The sequence below is a fragment of the Streptomyces sp. NPDC004111 genome (assembly GCF_042874215.1).
GTDB lineage: Bacteria > Actinomycetota > Actinomycetes > Streptomycetales > Streptomycetaceae > Streptomyces.
In genome coordinates, this window is record NZ_JBIAMU010000029.1 from 53,874 (window position 1) to 71,824 (window position 17,951).

Here is a 17,951-nt window from a genome sequence, read left to right on the forward strand (position 1 = left end):
CCCTCGTACGGACAGCCCTGCCGACCGACGGCCTGCGGTCCCGCGTGCGCCGTGGGTACGGCGCGGAAGCCGCCGTCTCGGAGTCCGGGACGGCGGACGGACGCCCCTGGCGCGGGATTACCCTGCGGGCATGACCTCGCACACCGCTCCCGCCGACGCCACAGCCGACGCCGCCGAAGGCCCCTCCCCGGTCCTCGCCGCCGCCTCCCGGGCCCGTGAGGCCGCCGCCGTGCTCGCGCCGCTGCCGCGCGCCGTCAAGGACGCGGCCCTGCTCGCCGTGGCCGACGCACTGCTCGCCCGCACGGACGAGATCGTCGCCGCCAACGGCCAGGACGTCGCGCGCGCCCGCGAGGCGGGGACCGCCGACTCCGTCGTCGACCGGCTCACCCTCACCCCCGAGCGGGTGCGCGCCATCGCCTCCGACGTGCGCGACGTGGCGGCGCTGCCCGACCCGGTCGGCGAGGTCGTGCGCGGCTCGACCCTGCCCAACGGCATCGACCTGCGCCAGGTGCGCGTCCCGCTCGGCGTGGTCGGCATCATCTACGAGGCCCGCCCCAACGTCACCGTCGACGCCGCCGCACTGTGCCTCAAGTCGGGCAACGCGGTACTGCTGCGCGGCTCCTCCTCCGCGTACGCCTCCAACACCGCGCTCGTGACCGTCGTCCGCGACGCGATCGAGGGGGCCGGACTGCCCGCCGACGCCGTCCAGCTCGTCCCCGGCGAGTCCCGTGAATCGGTACGTGAACTGATGCGCGCCCGCGGCCTGGTGGACGTGCTCATCCCGCGCGGCGGCGCCTCCCTGATCCGTACCGTCGTCGAGGAATCCACCGTCCCCGTCATCGAGACCGGCACCGGCAACTGCCACGTCTACGTCGACGGACAGGCCGACCTCGACACGGCCGTCGACATCCTCGTCAACTCCAAGGCGCACCGGGTCAGCGTCTGCAACGCCGCCGAGACCCTCCTCGTCCACCGGGACATCGCGGACGCCTTCCTGCCGCGTGCCCTCGACGCACTCGCCGAGGCGGGCGTCACCGTGCACGCCGACCCCGAGGTCCTCGCGCACGCCCGGGACACGAAGGCCACCGTCGTGCCCGCCGTCGAGGCCGACTGGGAGACCGAGTACCTCTCGTACGACATCGCGGCGGCCGTCGTGGGCTCCCTCGACGACGCCGTCGCGCACATCCGCCGCTGGTCCTCCGGGCACACCGAGGCCATCGTCACCACCTCGCAGGCCGCCGCCCGCCGCTTCACCCAGCTCGTCGACTCCACGACCGTCACGGTCAACGCCTCCACCCGCTTCACCGACGGCGGCCAGTTCGGCTTCGGGGCCGAGATCGGCATCTCCACGCAGAAGCTGCACGCGCGCGGGCCGATGGGACTGCCCGAACTGACGTCGACGAAGTACATCGTCACCGGCGACGGCCACGTGCGCTGACCCTCACGGGCCACGGCCACCGGCGCCCGCCGCACAGGCGCACGGCGCACACGGGCCGGCACGGAGCGCGCGAGGTCCGCGCGCTCCGTCCGTTCCCTGCCCAAAACGACCTCCCGGGTCTACGCTGAACGGGTGCCGGACGACGTGGAGGGCAAGCCGTTCCCGGATGGCTGGGAGCCCGACGACGACCGCGGGGGCGCGGACGAGGACTTCGCCTCCGTGGTATTCGACGAGGACTTCGTCAAAGCCGCCGAAATTCATGAACCGAGCGCGGCGGAGCGGCTGTTGGCCGCCGCCCAGGCGCGCGCCGACGCGGAGGCCGCCCGCGGCTGGGCGGGCCGGAGGCCCCCCGACGACGGGCCGTACGACGCCCGCGGGACCCCGCTGCCCGACGACGGCGCGGACGGCACGGAGACCTTTTCCGGGCCGTACGGACGGTACGGCGGCGCCCTGCGCCCCTACCGCAACTCCGCCCGCTGGCACCGCCCCGTCGCCTGGCTGCTCGCCCTGCTGATGGGCATCGGCATGGTGGCCTTCGCCTTCGCCGCCGTCTACCGGGGCGCCTCGGGAAGCCGCGACGGACAGGCGCCACCACCGGCGTCCTCCGGCGTCGACACCCCCACGGGCGGCACGGAGGCCGGCGCCGACACCGGCCGGGACACCGGTACGGAGGGCCGGCCGGGTGGCGGGCCGACGCCGGGCGGCGGCCCGTCGGCCTCCGCGGAATACACGGCGCCGGCCGTCTCCGCCCAGCCCCGCACCCCCTGACCCTCCGGACGGCCCGGAGTCCCGACCGCACCCCCTGACCGCCCGGACGGCCCGGAGCCCCGCCCGCACCGTCCGGACCGCGCGATTCCCCGGGCGAAACCTCCAACGCCCCTTGAATACGGCCGAGTTCCGCCGAAGTTCTGCCGTATCGGGGCGTTTACCTTCGCTTCCCGCGACCTACTCTGATAGGGAGACTCCTCTCCCCGCCGCAGGGCCCAGTGCTCAGGGAGAAGCGATGGCAGGTCGATCGGAACCGCCCGAGGGCACCCCACCCGAGGGCCTCCCCAACAGTGGTGACGACGACTACCGGTCCGTCGTCTTCGACGAATCGTTCGTCAGGGCTGCCCGGCTCCAGGAGTACTCCGCCTCGGAACGGGCCGGGGACCACGCCCCTGCCGTCCGCATCCTTCCCCCGCCGCCCGGGTCCGCCGTCCCGGGCAACAGCCGCAGACAGGTCATGCTGCTGGTGCTGCTCGTCGTCCTCGCCTTCGGCACGGCCGTCTACATGGGCGTACGGGATCCCGCCGCGGCCACCTCCGACCGCCGCCCCGAAGCCCTGCGCGCGACCGTCGTACCGCTGGCGCCCCGGGGCAGGGTGCCCGGCGGGACGCCCGAGGACCTCTTCGAGCACAGCCCGGCCGCCCAGTTCGGCACCGGCGCCGAAGGCATCCAGTTACCCGTGGCCCGCAGCACTGACCACTTCTCCGAGAGCCAGGTGCTGGCGGCCCTGACCATCGCCAAGGACTACCTGGTCGAGTCGTCCGTCGACCCCGGCGTACTGACCGGCGGCGCCGTCCGCCCCGTACGCCTGCTCCTGGACCCCGACCAACTGGACCAGTACGACGCCGGTTTCGCGTCCTCGCAGGCGGTGCGCAGCGGCGAGGTCCCCGGCGCGGGCGGCTGGCTGGTCCGCTTCGACCCCACCAGGGTCTCCCTGGCGGGCGGCGTCCGCGCCAACGGCACCCTGCGCGCCGCCGAGGTCGGCCCGGACATCCTCGACGTGATCACCGACCACACCTTCGTCTACCCGCTGCGCCCCGCGGCCCGCACCGGCCGCGAACGGGCCGACGGGGCCTCGCTGTTCACCGTGCGGCGCGAACTGCACTTCCGGTACGACGCCGAGGACCTGCGCCGCCACCGCACCGAACTGCTCAGTTCGTACGCGGTCGGCGGCCCGCAGGCCTGCGGCGCGAGCTCCGACCCCGCCGTACCGCAGTCCTGGAGCCCGCTGCTGGCGGGCCAGCAGCCGCCCGCCGCCCCGGTCGCCGGGACGGGCACCGACCCCTACGCCACGGGAGCGGCCACCGGAACCGTCTGCGGCACCCTCGCGCCCACGGCGATGCCCGGGGCCGCCCCGGCCCGCTGACCGGCCCGAAGGCGGGGGAGGGGCGTGGCCAGGCCCGCTCCCCACCCCGCCCGGCCGGCGGGCCGAAGCCTCAGGCTCCGTCCCCGCCGGACCCGGAGCCGGACCCGGGCGCGGAGCCGTTGCCGCCGCCGAACTTGTCCCGCAGCTTGGTCCCCAGGTCCCCGGCCCCGCCGGCCAGGTCCCCGACCAGCTTCATCAGCGGGTCCTTGCTGGTGCGGACCGTGTCCGCGTAGTGCGACGCCGACTCCTTGAAGGAGTCCGTCACCGAGGTGTCCTTGTCCTCGCTGCGCCGCGGGTAGTGGCCGTCCATGATCCGCTGGTAGTCCCGGCTCTCGGACCACTTCTTCAGCTCCGCCGCCCGCACGGTGGTGAACGGGTGCGACCGCGGCAGCACGTTCATGATCTTCAGTACCGAGTCGCGCAGATCGCCGCCCGCCTCGTACTCCTCCGCCTGCTTGAGGAACGCGTCCACGTTCATCTCGTGCAGGTGGTTGCCGCCCGCGATCTTCATCAGGCCGCGCATCGACGCCTGGAGGTCCTGGCCCACCAGCAGCCCCGCCCGGTCGGCCGAGAGCTCCGACTTGCGGAACCACTCCCGCAGTGCCGTGATGATCGCCATGATCGCGATGTTGCCCAGCGGAATCCACGCGACCTTCAGCGCCAGACTCGTCAGGAACAGCAGGATCGTGCGGTACACCGAGTGCCCGGACAGCGCGTGCCCGACCTCGTGCCCGACGACGGCCCGCATCTCCTCCTCGTCCAGCAGTTCCACCAGCCCCGTCGTCACCACGATGATCGGCTCGTCGAGACCGATGCACATCGCGTTGGGCTTCGGGTCCTGCGTGACGTACATCGCCGGGACCTTCTCCAGGTCCAGGATGTAACAGGCGTCCCGCAGCATCGAGTTCAGGTGCGCGAACTGCTCGTCGCTCACCCGCACCGAGTCCGACAGGAACAACAGCCGCAGACTGCGCTCGGGCAGCAGACCGCTCAGCGCCTTGAAGACCGTGTCGAAACCGCTCAGCTTGCGCAGCGCCACCAGTGCGGAGCGGTCCGCCGGGTGCTCGTACGCCCGCGAGGAGATTCCGGGGAAGCGCCTGCGCTGCCGTCCGGGCAGCCGCTCCTGCCCGTCGCCCGCGCCCCCCTGCCCGCTGTCCTGCCCCTGCTCGTGATTGCCGTCTGTCATGAAAGACCCCTGCTCTCGTACGAGACATGTCCCGTCCCCCGGACGGCCCCAGCCTAGAGGGGGCGCCCCGGAACCTCTCCTGTGCTGACGCCACCCCGTCCGGGCCGGTTGCCCGGGGGCCGATATCGCCTCAACGACCGAGTCGGCGTGAGCGTGCCCGCACGGGCCGCATACGATGTTGCCGAAGTCTCCCCCGACGTCTCCCGATAGGTCCGCCGAAGATGAGCCTCCACCAGACCGCCTCCCAGCTCGTGACCCTCGCCTCCGGCGAAGCGGGCGAGCACGTCGACCAGCACGCCTCGCTCAGCCCCCTCGTCACCGGCGGCGGTGCGTTCATCGCGCTGATGCTGTTGCTGTGGATCACCACCCGCTTCAACCGGGACCGCTGAACCGGACCGGGGAACCGGGCCGGGCACACGGGCCAGTAGGGTCTGCACGCATGGGAGAGCAGGTAACACCCTCCGGTCCGGCCGGCGGGAGCAGCGCGGAAGGCGCGGGCAAGCGCCGCATCGGCGTCATGGGCGGCACGTTCGACCCGATCCACCACGGCCACCTGGTGGCCGCCAGTGAGGTGGCCGCGCTGTTCCACCTCGACGAGGTGGTCTTCGTACCGACCGGGCAGCCGTGGCAGAAGAGCCACAAACTGGTCACGCCGGCCGAGGACCGCTACCTGATGACGGTCATCGCGACCGCGTCCAACCCGCAGTTCTCGGTCAGCCGCATCGACATCGACCGCGGCGGCCCGACGTACACCATCGACACCCTGCGGGACCTGCGCGCGGACAACGCCGACGCGGACCTGTTCTTCATCACCGGTGCCGACGCGCTCTCCCAGATCCTCACCTGGCGCAACGCCGAGGAACTCTTCGCCCTCGCCCACTTCATCGGGGTCACCCGCCCCGGACACGACCTGACGTCCGACGGGCTGCCCGAGGACGGGGTCTCGCTGGTGGAAGTGCCCGCCCTCGCGATCTCCTCGACGGACTGCCGCGCGCGCGTGAGCGCGGGCGACCCGGTCTGGTACCTGGTGCCCGACGGCGTGGTCCGCTACATCGACAAGCGCGAGCTGTACCGGGACTGACGGCAAGCGGCACCCAGCAGCAGGAGCAGCACGGAAATGGGGCACCGGTGAACGACCGCCAGAACCCGTACGACCCGTACGCGCACGATCCGTACGCGCAGCAGCAGCCGGAGATCATCGGCTACGACGCCTACGGACAGCCGGTGTACCAGCAGGCCGCGCAGCAGCAGCCTGAGCAGTCGCAGTACGACCCGTACGCCCAGCAGCAACAACAGCAGCAGTCGCCGGCGCAGCAGTCGTACGGCTACGACCCGTACACGCAGCAGCAGCCGCAGCAGCCCGCCGCCTACGACCCGTACGGCGGGCAGTACTCGCAGCAACAGCAACAGCAACAGCAGACGGCGCCGCACCCCGACAACGGGTACGGCTACGACACCGGCGTGCAGCAGCAGTGGATTCCGCAGCAGGCGCCCGCCCCCGAACCACGGCAGGCCCCCGAACCGCAGCGGATCCCCGGGCAGCAGCAGGCACCCCGCCCGGAGCGCCCCGAGGCGGACCCGAAGACGCAGGAACCCGACGTTCCCGGCCGCCGCCGCTCCGGCGAGGGCGAGTACGCCACCGAGCAGTTCTCCTTCGTCGAGGAACCGGACGAGAACTCCGAAGACGTCATCGACTGGCTGAAGTTCTCCGAGAGCCGCACCGAGCGCCGCGAGGAGGCCAAGCGCCGCGGCCGCTCCCGGGTGGTGGCCCTCGGCGTCGCCCTCGCTCTCGTCGTGGTGGGCGGCCTCGGCTACCTCTGGTACACCGACAGCCTCCCCGGCATGGGGTCGGACAAGAGCGAGGCGCCGGTGGCGTCCGGCGCCCAGAAGCGCGACGTCATCGCCCTGCACCTGCACAACACCGACAAGCCCGGCATGACCTCCACCGTGCTGCTCGTCGACAACACCACCACCCGCCAGGGCACCACCGTCCTGGTGCCCAACGCGCTCTCCCTCGCCGACGACAACGGCGTCGCCACCACCCTCGCCAAGTCCGTCGAGGTCGACGGCGGCTCCGGCACCCGCGAGTCCCTGGGCACCGCCCTCGGCACCAGCATCGGCGGCACCTGGCGGCTGGACACCCCCTACCTGGAGAACCTCGTCGAGCTGGTCAGCGGCATCGCCATCGACACCGACACCGCCGTCCCCGACACCCAGAAGGGCGCCGCCCCCCTGGTGAACAAGGGCTCCCAGCAGAACCTCAGCGGCCGGATGGCCGTCGCGTACTCCACCTACCGCGCACCCGGCGAGCCCGAGGCCAAACAGCTCGCCCGGTTCGGCGCGGTCATGCAGGGAGTGCTCAAGAAGATCTCGGACGACCCGAAGGCGGCGGCGGTCACCGTCAAGAGCCTCGCGCTGATCCTCGACCCGTCGCTCACCGAACAGTCCCTCGCCGGCTCCCTGGCCAAGCTCGCCGAGCACGCCAAGAAGGGCGCCTACCGCACGGTCGCGCTGCCGGTCCGCACGGACGGCCGGGTCAGCGAGTCGGACACGGTGGTCAAGACCGTCCTCGGCGGCACCGCCACCGCCCCCGACCAGGGCGACGCCGTACGGGTGGGGGTGCGCAACGCCAGCGGGAAGCAGGCCGCCACCGAGGCCGCGAGGATCGCCCTGGTCAACGGCGGCTACTCGTTCGCCGACGCGGGCACGGCCACCGCGGCCGCGGCCTCCAGGGTCACCTACGCCGACGCGGCACAGAAGGCGAAGGCGGAAGAGGTCGCCAAGACCCTGGGCCTGCCGGCGACCGCCGTCGCCAAGGGAACGGCGGCGCCGAACGCCGAGGTCTCGGTGATCCTCGGCCAGGACTACAAGGTGCCCGCGTCGCAGTAGGCACCGGCGCCCCGCACGGCAGCGGGCCGTACCGCTCCTCGCCCCGCCGGAAAACTCCGGCGGGGCACGGCGGCCTCACATGAGACCCTTGTGGTAATCACCGACCGCCGACGAAAGCCTGCTTGTGACCGCCACTGACCGTTCCATCGAGCTCATCAACGCCGCCGCACAGGCGGCCGCCGACCGGCTCGCGCACGACATCATCGCCTACGACGTCAGCGACGTGCTGTCCATCACGGACGCCTTCCTGCTGGCCTCCGCGCCCAACGACCGCCAGGTCAAGTCGATCGTCGACGAGATCGAGGAGAAGCTCAACAAGGAGCTCGGCGCCAAGCCGGTCCGCCGCGAGGGCGACCGCGAGGCCCGCTGGATCCTCCTCGACTACGTCGACATCGTGGTGCACGTCCAGCACAGCGAGGAGCGCGTCTACTACGCGCTGGAGCGCCTGTGGAAGGACTGCCCCGAGATCGCCCTGCCCGAGGACGCGGTGAAGACCCGCGGCAAGGCCGAGGAGCACGCCAAGCTGAACCCCGCGGGTGAGCTGGACGGAGAAGGGGACCTGTTCTGAACGGCGGGAAGAGCGGCAGCACGGCGACCAGGGGCCGCCGCATAGTCCTGTGGCGGCACGGCCAGACCTCCTGGAACCTGGAGCGGCGCTTCCAGGGCAGTACGGACATCGAGCTGACGGACACCGGTGTGGCGCAGGCCCGCCGGGCGGCCCGGCTGCTCGCTTCGCTGAAGCCGGACGCCATCGTCGCCTCCGACCTCAAGAGGGCGGCGCGCACGGCCGGTGAACTGGCCGCCCTCACGGGTCTCGACGTGACGCACGACGCGGCCCTGCGCGAGACGTACGCGGGCGCCTGGCAGGGCCTCACCCACGAGGAGATCGTCGCGCAGTACGGCGACCAGTACGCGGCGTGGAAGCGCGGCGAGCCCGTGCGGCGAGGCGGCGGCGAACTGGAGACCGAGGTCGCCGACCGGGCGGCTCCCGTCGTCCTGGCGCACGCCGACAAGCTCGCCGACGGCGGCACCCTCGTGGTCGTCAGCCACGGCGGCACCATCCGCACCACCATCGGCCGTCTCCTCGGCCTGGAGTCGCACCACTGGGAGGGCCTCGGCGGCCTGTCCAACTGCTGCTGGTCCGTCCTCGGCGAGGGCGCCCGCGGCTGGCGGCTCATGGAGCACAACGCCGGGACGCTCCCGGAACCCGTGCTCGGGGACGACGACTGAGCCGTCCGGCAACGCTCCCGGCACTCCGCCGGGAGGTTCCCCGGGCGGCGGCCGGCCCGGATTTCACTTTCCGGCAGGTCGCAGGCTAGAGTTCTTCTTGTTCGCAGCGCAGAGCGGGAAACATCCGCACAGCACCGAGAACACGCGGGGCTATAGCTCAGTTGGTAGAGCGCCTGCATGGCATGCAGGAGGTCAGGAGTTCAATTCTCCTTAGCTCCACAATCAGGATCCCGTCCCCGTCAGGGGGCGGGATCTTTTGCTGTCCCTCTTGCGGAGCCGTGACAGAATCGACCGCCGGAGGGGGCGACCGCGGCAGGGGAGGGGACGATGGGCGCGCACAGGCGGAAATGCGACTGGTGCGGCAGTGGCACACCGATCGTCCGCGACATGGAACCGGTCAACTCCGAGTACCAGTACTGGTGCGAGGAGTGTGCGCGGGCGCTGATCATAAAAGGCGATCCGATCGAGACCTACCGCGAGCTGGAGGGCGAGCCGATCTACGGCCGGCTGCTCGACGAACACTGCACGCTGAAGAGGTTCTACTCCTTCGCCAGGGCCTGAGTCCGCAGCAGCGACCGGAGAACGCCGGCCAGCACGAACGCGAGGCCGAGCGCCGGGTAGAGGGCCGACAGGGCGAACTCCCCGAGACTCTGGTGAAGTTCCGGGCGCGCCGCCTTTCCGTGCGGCACGGCCCACAGCGCGTACGAGAAGAACACGACCCCGGCAGCGCAGAGGGCCGCACGGCGCCCTCGTCCGCCGTCCAGGGCCCCGGTGGCGAGGAACAGCAGCAGCGGCACGCACCACACCCAGTGGTGCGACCACGAGATCGGACTGACGAGCAGGGCCGTCACGGCACATGTCAGCGCCGCACGGGCGCGTTCGCCCCGCAGCGCCGCGTCGGCCGCCGAGTACAGCCCCACAAGCGCCACCAGCGCCGCGCAGACGGCCCACGGCGCTCCCGGCTCCCCGGTGTGCAGCAGGCGGGCGAGAAGGCCCCCGAGGGACTGATTGGCGGTGTCCTCAACATTGCCGACCCGCGCGGACTCGAAGAGCGTGCGCGTCCAGAAGTTCCACGAGTCGGCGGGCAGCAGTAGGGCCGAGGCGGCGGTGGCGGCGAGGAACGCGGCACCAGCCACGGCGGCCCGCCGCAGCCAGGGGTTGTCGCCGCACCGCCACGAGCCGCCGCGAGCGGCCCGAAGAAGCCCCGTGAGAAGCAGGAAGACGACGAAGAGGCCGGGCGTGAGTTTCACCGCCGCGGCCAGACCGATGCCCACGCCCGCCCAGCGGTGCCGGTCGTGGCGGGTCAGATCCCACAGCACGACGACCGCCAGAGCCAGATTGACCTGCCCGTAGCGCAGCGTCGTCCAGACCGGCTCGCACCAGACGGCGGCCGACGCCACCCACAGGGTGACGGCCGGCCCGGCGTCGCAGATCAGCCTGAGCGACAGATGCACCAGGGCGAGCAGCAGCCCGAGATTGCCGGCGGTGGCGAGCGTGCGCACCAGACCGGTGTCCAGCAGTGGAAGCGGAGTGAACAGCAGCGCCGCGAAGGGCGGATACGTCGTCGGCAGGTGTGCGGCGGTGGCCCGCATCGCGTAGAGGTCACCGCCCGCGAGGACGGTCGCGCCCTCCGCGCGGTAGACGCTCAGGTCGATCATCGAGACCTCGGCGAGCCGCTGCGCGGTCCAGAAAGCGGCGAAGGACAGCAGGCAGACGGCCCCCGCGGTGAGCATCCGGCGCGAGGCGCGGCCGGTGCGGGCGGTGGCGAGCTGCTCAACGAAAGAAACGGTCACGTGCAGTGACGTTAGCGTCACGGAGAGGTTGCAGTCGGGGGCTCGGAGAGGGGTGGAGAAAGGGATTTGGTGATGCGGCGATCCACCGTCTAAAGTTGGCGATGTCGCCGGGGGAGACCACGGAGAACGACACGAAGTGCACAGCACGGGGCTATAGCTCAGTTGGTAGAGCGCCTGCATGGCATGCAGGAGGTCAGGAGTTCAATTCTCCTTAGCTCCACAGACAAGAAGCGGGCCCGCCCGTCGGACGGCCCGCTTCTTCGTGTTCAGCCCCGGCGCCGGTCGAGCGCCCTGCGAGCGGGAGCGGCCGGGCGTTCGGCGGGGGCGGACTCCACGCGCAGCGCGAGCGCCGGGCAGCGGCGGACCGCGCGCTGCGCACGGGCCCGCAGGTGCAGCGGTACGGCGGCGTCCGCGAGAGCGGGATAACCGTCGTTGCCGAGCCGGATCAGTTCCGGGACGACGTCCGCGCACAGGCCGTGCCCCTGGCACAGCGTCCAGTCGACGGCCAGCTTCTCGCCGCTGGGAACACCCCGCCCGGAGGCGGAGGAGCGCGCGGCGGGGCCCGGGAGGGGCAGGACACCGGTCGTGGGGCGCCCACAGCCGCCGCCCAGGACGTGGGCCGCCAGGTCGTCCGTGAAGGCGTTCAGGGTGGACAGCAGGAAGCGCACCGAACCGTCGGGGTGTTTGCAGGCGCCCCGCCCCCGCGCCGCGCGCGTCGTCTCGCGAAGCCTCTCCAGCGCCGCCTGGCCGCCTCCGTCCAGAACGTCGGAGAGGCTGCCCGCGGCGGCCGGCAGGCCCAGCTTGCAGGGACCGCACTGCCCGGCGGTTTCGGCGGCCAGCCAGTTCGCGACGCGCAGGGACTCGCCCAGGGGGCAGGTCTCCTGGCCGATCGGCAGCAGCGCGCCCGCGCCGAGCGCCCCTCCGAAGGCGGCCAGCGAGGCGCGGGAGACGGCGGCGTCGTGCGCGGCGTACGCGTCGATCCAGCTGCCGTGGTAGCCGCCGGTGAGGACGCCCTGGGGGACGGGCGGGGCCCCGGCCAGTTGCAGTACATGCCCCAGCGGGACGCCGGAGGGGACCTCCAGGACCAGCGGCTGGGGAACCGCCCCGGACAGGGTCAGCAGGACGGTGCCGGGCTCGTCGGGGAGGCCGGTGCGGGAGTAGCGCTGCGGTCCGAGGCGGGCGGCGACGGCGAGCTGCGCGTACGTCTCGGCGTTGGAGAGCAGCGTCGGGGCGCCCGCGACACCGGACTCGGCGGCGCGTTCACGGCGTCCGGCCGGCAGGGCGGGGCCCCCGTTGGCGGCCCGGATCACCGCGGACGCCTCACCGGTGACCATGCGCTCGGGCGTACGTAGCACCAGCGCGCGGATCCCGCGGTTGCGCAGCCGCCGGTCCGACAGCCCGCGCTCGGCGAAGGCGTCCCGCACCGACGCCTCGGTGGAGTCGCGGGTGACGGCGACGTACAGGGTGCGGGCGCCGAGCGCCTCGGCGGCCAGCAGCGCTCCGTCCAGGACGAGGTGCGGGGCCCGGTTGAGCAGCACGGTGTCCTTGCGGCAGGCCGGTTCGCCCTCGCTCGCGTTGACGACGACCACGGGCAGCGCGCCGCGCCGGGCGGAGGCCTCGGCAACGGCCCGTAACTTCCGGGCGAAGGGGAAGCCCGCACCTCCCCGGCCCTGCAGCGAGACGTCCTCGGCGAGCGACGCCAGGTGCTCGCCGGTGACGGGGGCGAGGGGGCCGTGGACCTTGAGGTGGGTGGTGAGATCGAGCCGGGCCGCGAGGTCGAAGCCCGCTGTGAGGTGCGGGAGCCCGACGGTGATCACGTGCGGGACGTCGGGGAGCGGGGCGTTGCGGGTGGGGTGCGCGCTGTGGGGGTCGCGGGCGTTCAACGTCGGTCTCCTGTGGGGGTGTGGGCGTGCCGGGGCGAGGGAGGGCCGGAGCGCGGCCCGCCGGTGAGCGGGAGGCGCTGTCGCGGCGTGCCGGGGGACGGCTGCAACGTGCGGGCGACGATGCGTTTCTTGAAGCGGGCCGGAAGCAGCCGCAGGGACAGTGCCGCGGTCACGGAGGACAGGCACAGGGCGTACATCGTGACGACCCAGGTGTCGGCGGGCCGGCCGGTGAACAGGCCGTGCAGCAGCGCCGCGCACCAGGCGGGGTAGGCCAGCATGTGCAGCGTGCGCCAGCGGCCCGGGACGTTGCCCGGGGTGGCGAAGGCGCTGCGCAGGGCGCCCGTGGCGGCGGCCACCACCATCAGCAGGCCGGCCAGCGAGCCGAACCCGACGAGCACGGCCGTCGCGGAGCCGCCGCCCGCGAACGGCACCAGCGCCGCCGTCAGGGACGTGTGGCTGAGGGAGACCTTCACCGTGAGGTGCAGCAGCAGGAAACCCAGGGAGGCGGCGGCGGTCGCCCGGTGCACTGCCTGGGCGATCAGACGGTGCCGGGGCCGCAGCAGCAGCCGGTCGGTGGCCAGCAGGCCCCAGGCGACGGCCGCGGTGAGCGACACAAGGGTCAGGACTCCGCTGGTGAAGTCGAGGGCGGCGCGCAGGCCGTCGCCGCCGAGGAGGGCGAGCAGCGGCAGCAGTGCTACGGCCGCGGTCAGCAGGAGACGCGGCAGCGGGCGGGAGCTCTTTCGCTTCCCGGGGCGTGCCGGGTTCGGGTGTGCAGCGTTCATGGGGGGTGGACTCCGGGGGTCGGGAATGTGGTCCCGTGGCGGGAGGCTAGGCGGGGCGGTGCAGGGTGGTGGGAGGTTTGGCGGTTCGCCGTCGCGCGGGTGGCGGGGGCGGGTACGGTCCGCGCTGCGCGCGGGACGGGCCGTTTCGCGGCGGCTGGACCGGCCGCGGGTTTCCCGGTTCGTTTCCTGGCCTCTCGTGCTGCCGCCGGTCCCTGCCCGACAGGCTCGATGCGGCCCGCACAGGCCCTGCGGTACCCTGACGCCATGCGTGCCGTACGCCTTCTGCTTATCGAGCCGCGCTGATCAGTACCGACCGGTGGAGAACCTGGTCGGCATCGGCGCGGCGTCCCCTCCTGTGCGAGGGGTTTTTTCATTTCCGTGGGCAGAGACGAATCGATGGAGCTTCAAAAACATGAGCGAGACGAATTCCGCTGCCGCTGCCGAGGTGGCCGCCGCGCACCGCTACACGGCGGCCATGGCCGCCGACATCGAGGCACGCTGGCAGGACTTCTGGGACGCCGAAGGCACCTACGAGGCGCCGAACCCGGGCGACGGGGACCTGTCGGGTGACGCGGAGCTGGCCGCCAAGCCCAAGAAGTTCATCATGGACATGTTCCCGTACCCCTCGGGCGCGGGCCTGCACGTCGGCCACCCGCTGGGCTACATCGCCACCGACGTATACGCCCGCCACCAGCGCATGACGGGCCACAATGTCCTGCACACGCTGGGCTTCGACGCCTTCGGCCTGCCCGCCGAGCAGTACGCGGTGCAGACCGGTACGCACCCGCGCACCTCCACCGAGGCCAACATGGCCAACATGAAGATCCAGCTGCGCCGGCTGGGCCTGGGGCACGACAAGCGCCGCTCGTTCGCGACGATCGACCCCGAGTACTACAAGTGGACGCAGTGGATCTTCGTCCAGATCTTCAACTCCTGGTACGACGCCGACGCGCGCAGGGCCCGCCCGATCACCGAACTGGTCGCCCAGTTCGAGAGCGGTGAGCGCGCCGTCGAGGGCACGCGCGCGTGGAGCGAGCTGACGGCCGCCGAGCGCGCCGAGGTGCTGAGCGAGTACCGGCTGGCGTACGCCTCGGATGCCCCGGTGAACTGGGCGCCGGGACTGGGCACCGTGCTGGCCAACGAGGAGGTGACCGCGGACGGCCGGTCCGAGCGCGGCAACTTCCCCGTGTTCAAGGCAAAGCTGCGCCAGTGGAACATGCGCATCACCGCCTACGCGGACCGTCTGATCGACGACCTGGAGGGCCTGGACTGGCCCGAGGCGATCAAGCTGCAGCAGCGCAACTGGATCGGCCGCAGCGAGGGCGCCCGCGTCGACTTCGCCGTCGGCGACGCAGGGACCATCACCGTCTTCACCACCCGCCAGGACACCCTGTTCGGCGCCACCTACATGGTGCTGGCGCCCGAGCACGACCTGGTGGAGGACATCGTCCCGGCCGCCTGGCCCGAGGGCACCCACGACGTATGGACCGGTGGGCACGCCACTCCGGCCGAGGCCGTGGCCGCGTACCGCAAGCAGGCCGCCGCCAAGTCCGACGTGGAGCGGCAGGCCGAGGCCAAGGACAAGACCGGCGTCTTCACCGGTGCTTTCGCGACCAACCCGGTAAGTGGGGACCAGGTCCCCGTTTTCATCGCGGACTACGTGCTGATGGGCTACGGCACCGGCGCCATCATGGCCGTGCCCGCGCACGACAGCCGTGACTTCGCCTTCGCGCGCGCCTTCGAGCTGCCGATGCGCTGTGTCGTCGAGCCGTCCGACGGGCGCTCGCTGGACCCGGCCGAGTGGGACGACGCCTTCGCCTCGTACGAGGCGAAGCTGGTCAACTCCGCGAACGACGTGCTGTCGCTGGACGGCCTGGGCGTGGTCGACGCCAAGGCGCGGATCACCGAGTGGCTGGCCGCCCGGGGCATCGGCGAGGGCACGGTCAACTTCCGGCTGCGCGACTGGCTGTTCAGCCGCCAGCGCTACTGGGGCGAGCCCTTCCCGATCGTCTACGACGAGGACGGCGTCGCCCACTCGCTGCCCGAGTCGATGCTGCCGCTGGAGCTGCCCGAGGTCGAGGACTACTCGCCGCGCACCTTCGACCCCGAGGACGCCACCGCGCAGCCCGAGACGCCGCTGTCGCGCAACCAGGACTGGGTGAACGTCACCCTGGACCTGGGCGACGGCCCCAAGAAGTACCGCCGCGAGACCAACACCATGCCCAACTGGGCCGGTTCCTGCTGGTACGAAATGCGCTACCTGGACCCGCACAACAGCGAGAAGCTGGTCGACCCGGCCGTCGAGCAGTACTGGATGGGCCCCCGCGAAGGCATGCCGCACGGTGGCGTCGACCTGTACGTCGGCGGAGCCGAGCACGCGGTGCTGCACCTGCTGTACGCCCGTTTCTGGTCGAAGGTGCTGTTCGACCTGGGCCACGTCTCGTCCAGCGAGCCGTTCCACAAGCTGTACAACCAGGGCATGATCCAGGCGTTCGTCTACCGCGACGCCCGGGGCATCGCCGTGCCCGCGGCCGAGGTCGAGGAGCGCGACGGCGGCTTCTACTACCAGGGCGAGAAGGTAAGCCGCGTCCTGGGCAAGATGGGCAAGTCGCTGAAGAACGCGGTCACGCCGGACGAGATCTCCGCCGAGTACGGCGCGGACACCCTGCGCCTGTACGAGATGGCCATGGGCCCGCTGGACGTCTCGCGCCCGTGGGACACCCGCGCGGTCGTCGGCCAGTACCGGCTGCTGCAGCGGCTGTGGCGCAACGTCGTCGACGAGACCACGGGGGAGAGCAGCGTCGTCGACACCGCACCGGACGAGGACACGCTGCGCGCCCTGCACAAGGCGATCGACGGCGTCGGCCAGGACATGGCCGGGATGCGGTTCAACACGGCGATCGCGAAGATCACCGAGCTGAACAACCACCTGACGAAGGCGGGCGCGCCCGTCTCCCGTTCCGTGGCCGAGCCGCTGGTCCTGCTGGTCGCGCCGCTGGCCCCGCACATCGCCGAGGAGCTGTGGCGCAAGCTGGGCCACACGGACTCCGTTGTGCACCAGGACTTCCCCGTCGCCGACCCGGCGTACGTCGTGGACGAGACGGTGACCTGCGTCGTCCAGGTCAAGGGCAAGGTCAAGGCGCGCCTGGAGATCTCGCCGTCGATCGGCGACGAGGAACTGGAGAAGCTGGCCCTGGCCGACCCCGCCGTCGTCGCCGCGCTGGGCGGAGCGGGCATCCGCAAGGTGATCGTGCGGGCGCCGAAGCTGGTGAACATCGTCCCTGCGTAACAGCAGGTCCGGCGGCCCCGGGAATGTCCTGGAACACGTGATCAGGGCGGTTTCGCGCGGTCGCCGCAGGAGTGGCTGAGGGCTTTCCCCTACGGGCAGGTTGGGGGTTCCGATGGAACCTTCGGCCTGCCCGCTCCGTTTACGGTGGGAGGGCAGGCCCAATCATTTGCTCGTTCAGTCCTACCGCGGAGGGGCGTCATGGAAGCTGTCGTCATCCTGATCATGGCGCTGCTGTTCTTCGCCTTCGTGGGGCTGGGGGTGTACGTCACCGTGAAGGCCGTCGGCGCCGCCAAGCGCGGTGTGGACCGCACCATCACCCAGGCCAGGCGCACGGTCGAGGACACCACCCTGCGGGCCAAGAGCTACGGACAGGTGGGCATGGGCGGCGAGCTCGCGCAGCTGCGCCTGTCGCTGCGCACCTCCATGAGGGCCACCCAGGAGGCGCTGGCCACGGGTATCACCGCGGACGCCTCGCTGTCGGAGTCGGTCGCCCTCTTCGAGCGGCTGAGCGAGTACGGCCACCAGCTGGACGACGAGCTGCGCAGGCTGGAGCGGGACCCGGACAAGTCGCGGGCCGCCGAGCGCATGCCCGAGCTGCGCGACCGTACCGAACAGGTCGTGCAGTCCGCGGACTCGCTGCGCTGGGCGGTGCGGGACCGGGCGAGGAAGTTCGCCGACGACGACCTGGCCACCCTGAGCGAGCAGATCCGGATGGAGTCGGGCGCGCTGCGGCACTGGGACGCGGTGGAACCGGACGAGGCCCGGGGGGCCGGGCCGGCCGCTCAGGGGCCCGCGCGGACCTGGGCCGAGGTGAGCGACGACGTGACCCCCGGGGCGTCCGGTGCCGGGGCGCCCGCGGGCGGTGCGTCCGCCGCCGAGAAGGACAGGGCCGCCGACTCCGGGCCGCAGGCGATCACCGCCCGGGACCCGCAGCGACAGACCGCCTACCCGTGGCAGAAGGCGCCCAGGCCCGAGAGCACGACCTGAGTCCGGGGTTTGCCACCCGGGCGCGAGCGTCGTGTGCCGGGAGATCGCTGGCTGTGCTGACTGACGGTGCTGACCGGTCGTGCTGACCGACCGATGTCGTACGGGCCCGGCTCCTGGGACCGAGGCAGTGCGGGCCCCAACCGTGCTGACCTGCCGGTATGCGTGCGGGGCGGGTGTGCGGCCGAGCGCGACCCCTGTGCGTCACGGTGGGCGCTGCGCCCGGATGTGAGCCCCGTACCGCCGATGAGGTGAGCCCCTCGCGGGGCCGCCGCGCAGGGGGCGGAACAGGGCGCGGACCTGATCTGTGGCGGTCGTGGCAGTGGTCGACGGTAGGCCGCCC

At 72.2% G+C, this 17,951-nt stretch carries 15 protein-coding genes and 2 tRNA genes; 13 read left to right on the forward strand and 4 right to left on the reverse strand.

The window, feature by feature from the left end; translation table 11 throughout:
* The first annotated feature begins 130 nt into the window (after positions 1 to 130).
* From ACFYVL_RS39800 to ACFYVL_RS39810, 3 genes are all read left to right on the forward strand, one after another.
* Positions 131 to 1,438 carry a glutamate-5-semialdehyde dehydrogenase gene (locus tag ACFYVL_RS39800; protein ID WP_389254079.1) on the forward strand — a complete coding sequence of 436 codons (1,308 nt, stop codon included), beginning with the start codon at positions 131 to 133 and terminating at the stop codon, positions 1,436 to 1,438.
* A gap of 132 nt (positions 1,439 to 1,570) precedes the next feature.
* Positions 1,571 to 2,206: a hypothetical protein gene (locus ACFYVL_RS39805; protein ID WP_389254082.1), complete on the forward strand. Its 636-nt coding sequence runs from the start codon at positions 1,571 to 1,573 to the stop codon at positions 2,204 to 2,206.
* Between the two features lie 235 nt (positions 2,207 to 2,441).
* Entirely contained in the window at positions 2,442 to 3,572 is a 1,131-nt protein-coding gene (locus tag ACFYVL_RS39810) for a hypothetical protein (RefSeq protein WP_389254084.1), read from the forward strand.
* A gap of 70 nt (positions 3,573 to 3,642) precedes the next feature.
* Here ACFYVL_RS39810 and ACFYVL_RS39815 read toward each other — a convergent pair whose 3' ends face one another.
* Positions 3,643 to 4,758 (reverse strand): M48 family metallopeptidase, encoded by a 1,116-nt coding sequence (locus ACFYVL_RS39815; RefSeq protein ID WP_389254086.1) that lies wholly within the window; start codon positions 4,756 to 4,758, stop codon positions 3,643 to 3,645.
* Positions 4,759 to 4,979: 221 nt separating this feature from the next.
* Between ACFYVL_RS39815 and ACFYVL_RS39820 the strand changes: the two genes are divergently transcribed.
* The 7 genes from ACFYVL_RS39820 to ACFYVL_RS39850 all read left to right on the forward strand — a co-directional run bounded on the left by ACFYVL_RS39820 (position 4,980) and on the right by ACFYVL_RS39850 (position 9,438).
* Positions 4,980 to 5,147 carry a hypothetical protein gene (locus ACFYVL_RS39820; RefSeq protein ID WP_389254088.1) on the forward strand — a complete coding sequence of 56 codons (168 nt, stop codon included), beginning with the start codon at positions 4,980 to 4,982 and terminating at the stop codon, positions 5,145 to 5,147.
* A 50-nt stretch (positions 5,148 to 5,197) separates the two neighbouring features.
* The gene (gene nadD / locus ACFYVL_RS39825; protein ID WP_389254089.1) at positions 5,198 to 5,839 is read left to right on the forward strand and encodes a nicotinate-nucleotide adenylyltransferase; all 642 of its coding nucleotides are present in this window, start codon (positions 5,198 to 5,200) and stop codon (positions 5,837 to 5,839) included.
* 47 nt (positions 5,840 to 5,886) lie between these two features.
* Positions 5,887 to 7,647 carry a LytR C-terminal domain-containing protein gene (locus tag ACFYVL_RS39830; protein WP_389254091.1) on the forward strand — a complete coding sequence of 587 codons (1,761 nt, stop codon included), beginning with the start codon at positions 5,887 to 5,889 and terminating at the stop codon, positions 7,645 to 7,647.
* Positions 7,648 to 7,771: 124 nt separating this feature from the next.
* A complete protein-coding gene (gene rsfS, locus ACFYVL_RS39835; protein ID WP_389254093.1) occupies positions 7,772 to 8,215 on the forward strand; it encodes a ribosome silencing factor in 444 nt (147 codons plus the stop codon).
* Positions 8,212 to 8,877 carry a histidine phosphatase family protein gene (locus ACFYVL_RS39840; protein ID WP_389254181.1) on the forward strand — a complete coding sequence of 222 codons (666 nt, stop codon included), beginning with the start codon at positions 8,212 to 8,214 and terminating at the stop codon, positions 8,875 to 8,877. The genes rsfS and ACFYVL_RS39840 overlap by 4 nt, the downstream gene beginning before the upstream one ends.
* 146 nt (positions 8,878 to 9,023) lie before the next feature.
* A tRNA-Ala gene (locus tag ACFYVL_RS39845) sits at positions 9,024 to 9,096 on the forward strand.
* A gap of 108 nt (positions 9,097 to 9,204) precedes the next feature.
* The gene (locus ACFYVL_RS39850) at positions 9,205 to 9,438 is read left to right on the forward strand and encodes a hypothetical protein (protein ID WP_185026367.1); all 234 of its coding nucleotides are present in this window, start codon (positions 9,205 to 9,207) and stop codon (positions 9,436 to 9,438) included.
* Here the strand turns inward: ACFYVL_RS39850 and ACFYVL_RS39855 are convergent.
* Positions 9,417 to 10,610, reverse strand: a complete 1,194-nt coding sequence (locus tag ACFYVL_RS39855; RefSeq protein WP_389254183.1) for a glycosyltransferase 87 family protein — start codon at positions 10,608 to 10,610, stop codon at positions 9,417 to 9,419. The two genes, ACFYVL_RS39850 and ACFYVL_RS39855, sit on opposite strands and share 22 nt — an antisense overlap.
* 207 nt (positions 10,611 to 10,817) lie before the next feature.
* On the opposite strand from ACFYVL_RS39855, the gene ACFYVL_RS39860 reads away from it, so the two are divergent.
* Positions 10,818 to 10,890 (forward strand) — tRNA-Ala (locus ACFYVL_RS39860).
* Positions 10,891 to 10,936: 46 nt separating this feature from the next.
* On the opposite strand, the gene ACFYVL_RS39865 is transcribed toward ACFYVL_RS39860, so the two are convergent.
* Entirely contained in the window at positions 10,937 to 12,553 is a 1,617-nt protein-coding gene (locus ACFYVL_RS39865) for a ferredoxin (RefSeq protein WP_389254095.1), read from the reverse strand.
* Positions 12,550 to 13,335: a hypothetical protein gene (locus tag ACFYVL_RS39870; RefSeq protein ID WP_389254098.1), complete on the reverse strand. Its 786-nt coding sequence runs from the start codon at positions 13,333 to 13,335 to the stop codon at positions 12,550 to 12,552. The genes ACFYVL_RS39865 and ACFYVL_RS39870 overlap by 4 nt, the downstream gene beginning before the upstream one ends.
* A gap of 412 nt (positions 13,336 to 13,747) precedes the next feature.
* On the opposite strand from ACFYVL_RS39870, the gene leuS reads away from it, so the two are divergent.
* Together leuS and ACFYVL_RS39880 are read left to right on the forward strand one after the other, a co-directional pair.
* A complete protein-coding gene (gene leuS, locus ACFYVL_RS39875; protein ID WP_389254100.1) occupies positions 13,748 to 16,624 on the forward strand; it encodes a leucine--tRNA ligase in 2,877 nt (958 codons plus the stop codon).
* 198 nt (positions 16,625 to 16,822) lie between these two features.
* Entirely contained in the window at positions 16,823 to 17,611 is a 789-nt protein-coding gene (locus tag ACFYVL_RS39880; RefSeq protein WP_389254102.1) for a hypothetical protein, read from the forward strand.
* The last annotated feature ends 340 nt before the right edge of the window (positions 17,612 to 17,951 follow it).

Coding starts and splice junctions, on each gene's coding strand:
- ACFYVL_RS39815 (WP_389254086.1), bottom strand. CDS start 4,758: ATGACAGACGGCAATCACGAGCAGGGGCAGGACAGCGGGCAGGGGGGC.
- ACFYVL_RS39855 (WP_389254183.1), bottom strand. CDS start 10,610: ATGCTCACCGCGGGGGCCGTCTGCCTGCTGTCCTTCGCCGCTTTCTGG.
- nadD (WP_389254089.1), top strand. CDS start 5,198: ATGGGAGAGCAGGTAACACCCTCCGGTCCGGCCGGCGGGAGCAGCGCG.
- ACFYVL_RS39820 (WP_389254088.1), top strand. CDS start 4,980: ATGAGCCTCCACCAGACCGCCTCCCAGCTCGTGACCCTCGCCTCCGGC.
- ACFYVL_RS39880 (WP_389254102.1), top strand. CDS start 16,823: ATGGAAGCTGTCGTCATCCTGATCATGGCGCTGCTGTTCTTCGCCTTC.
- ACFYVL_RS39850 (WP_185026367.1), top strand. CDS start 9,205: ATGGGCGCGCACAGGCGGAAATGCGACTGGTGCGGCAGTGGCACACCG.
- ACFYVL_RS39810 (WP_389254084.1), top strand. CDS start 2,442: ATGGCAGGTCGATCGGAACCGCCCGAGGGCACCCCACCCGAGGGCCTC.
- ACFYVL_RS39870 (WP_389254098.1), bottom strand. CDS start 13,335: ATGAACGCTGCACACCCGAACCCGGCACGCCCCGGGAAGCGAAAGAGC.
- ACFYVL_RS39800 (WP_389254079.1), top strand. CDS start 131: ATGACCTCGCACACCGCTCCCGCCGACGCCACAGCCGACGCCGCCGAA.
- leuS (WP_389254100.1), top strand. CDS start 13,748: ATGAGCGAGACGAATTCCGCTGCCGCTGCCGAGGTGGCCGCCGCGCAC.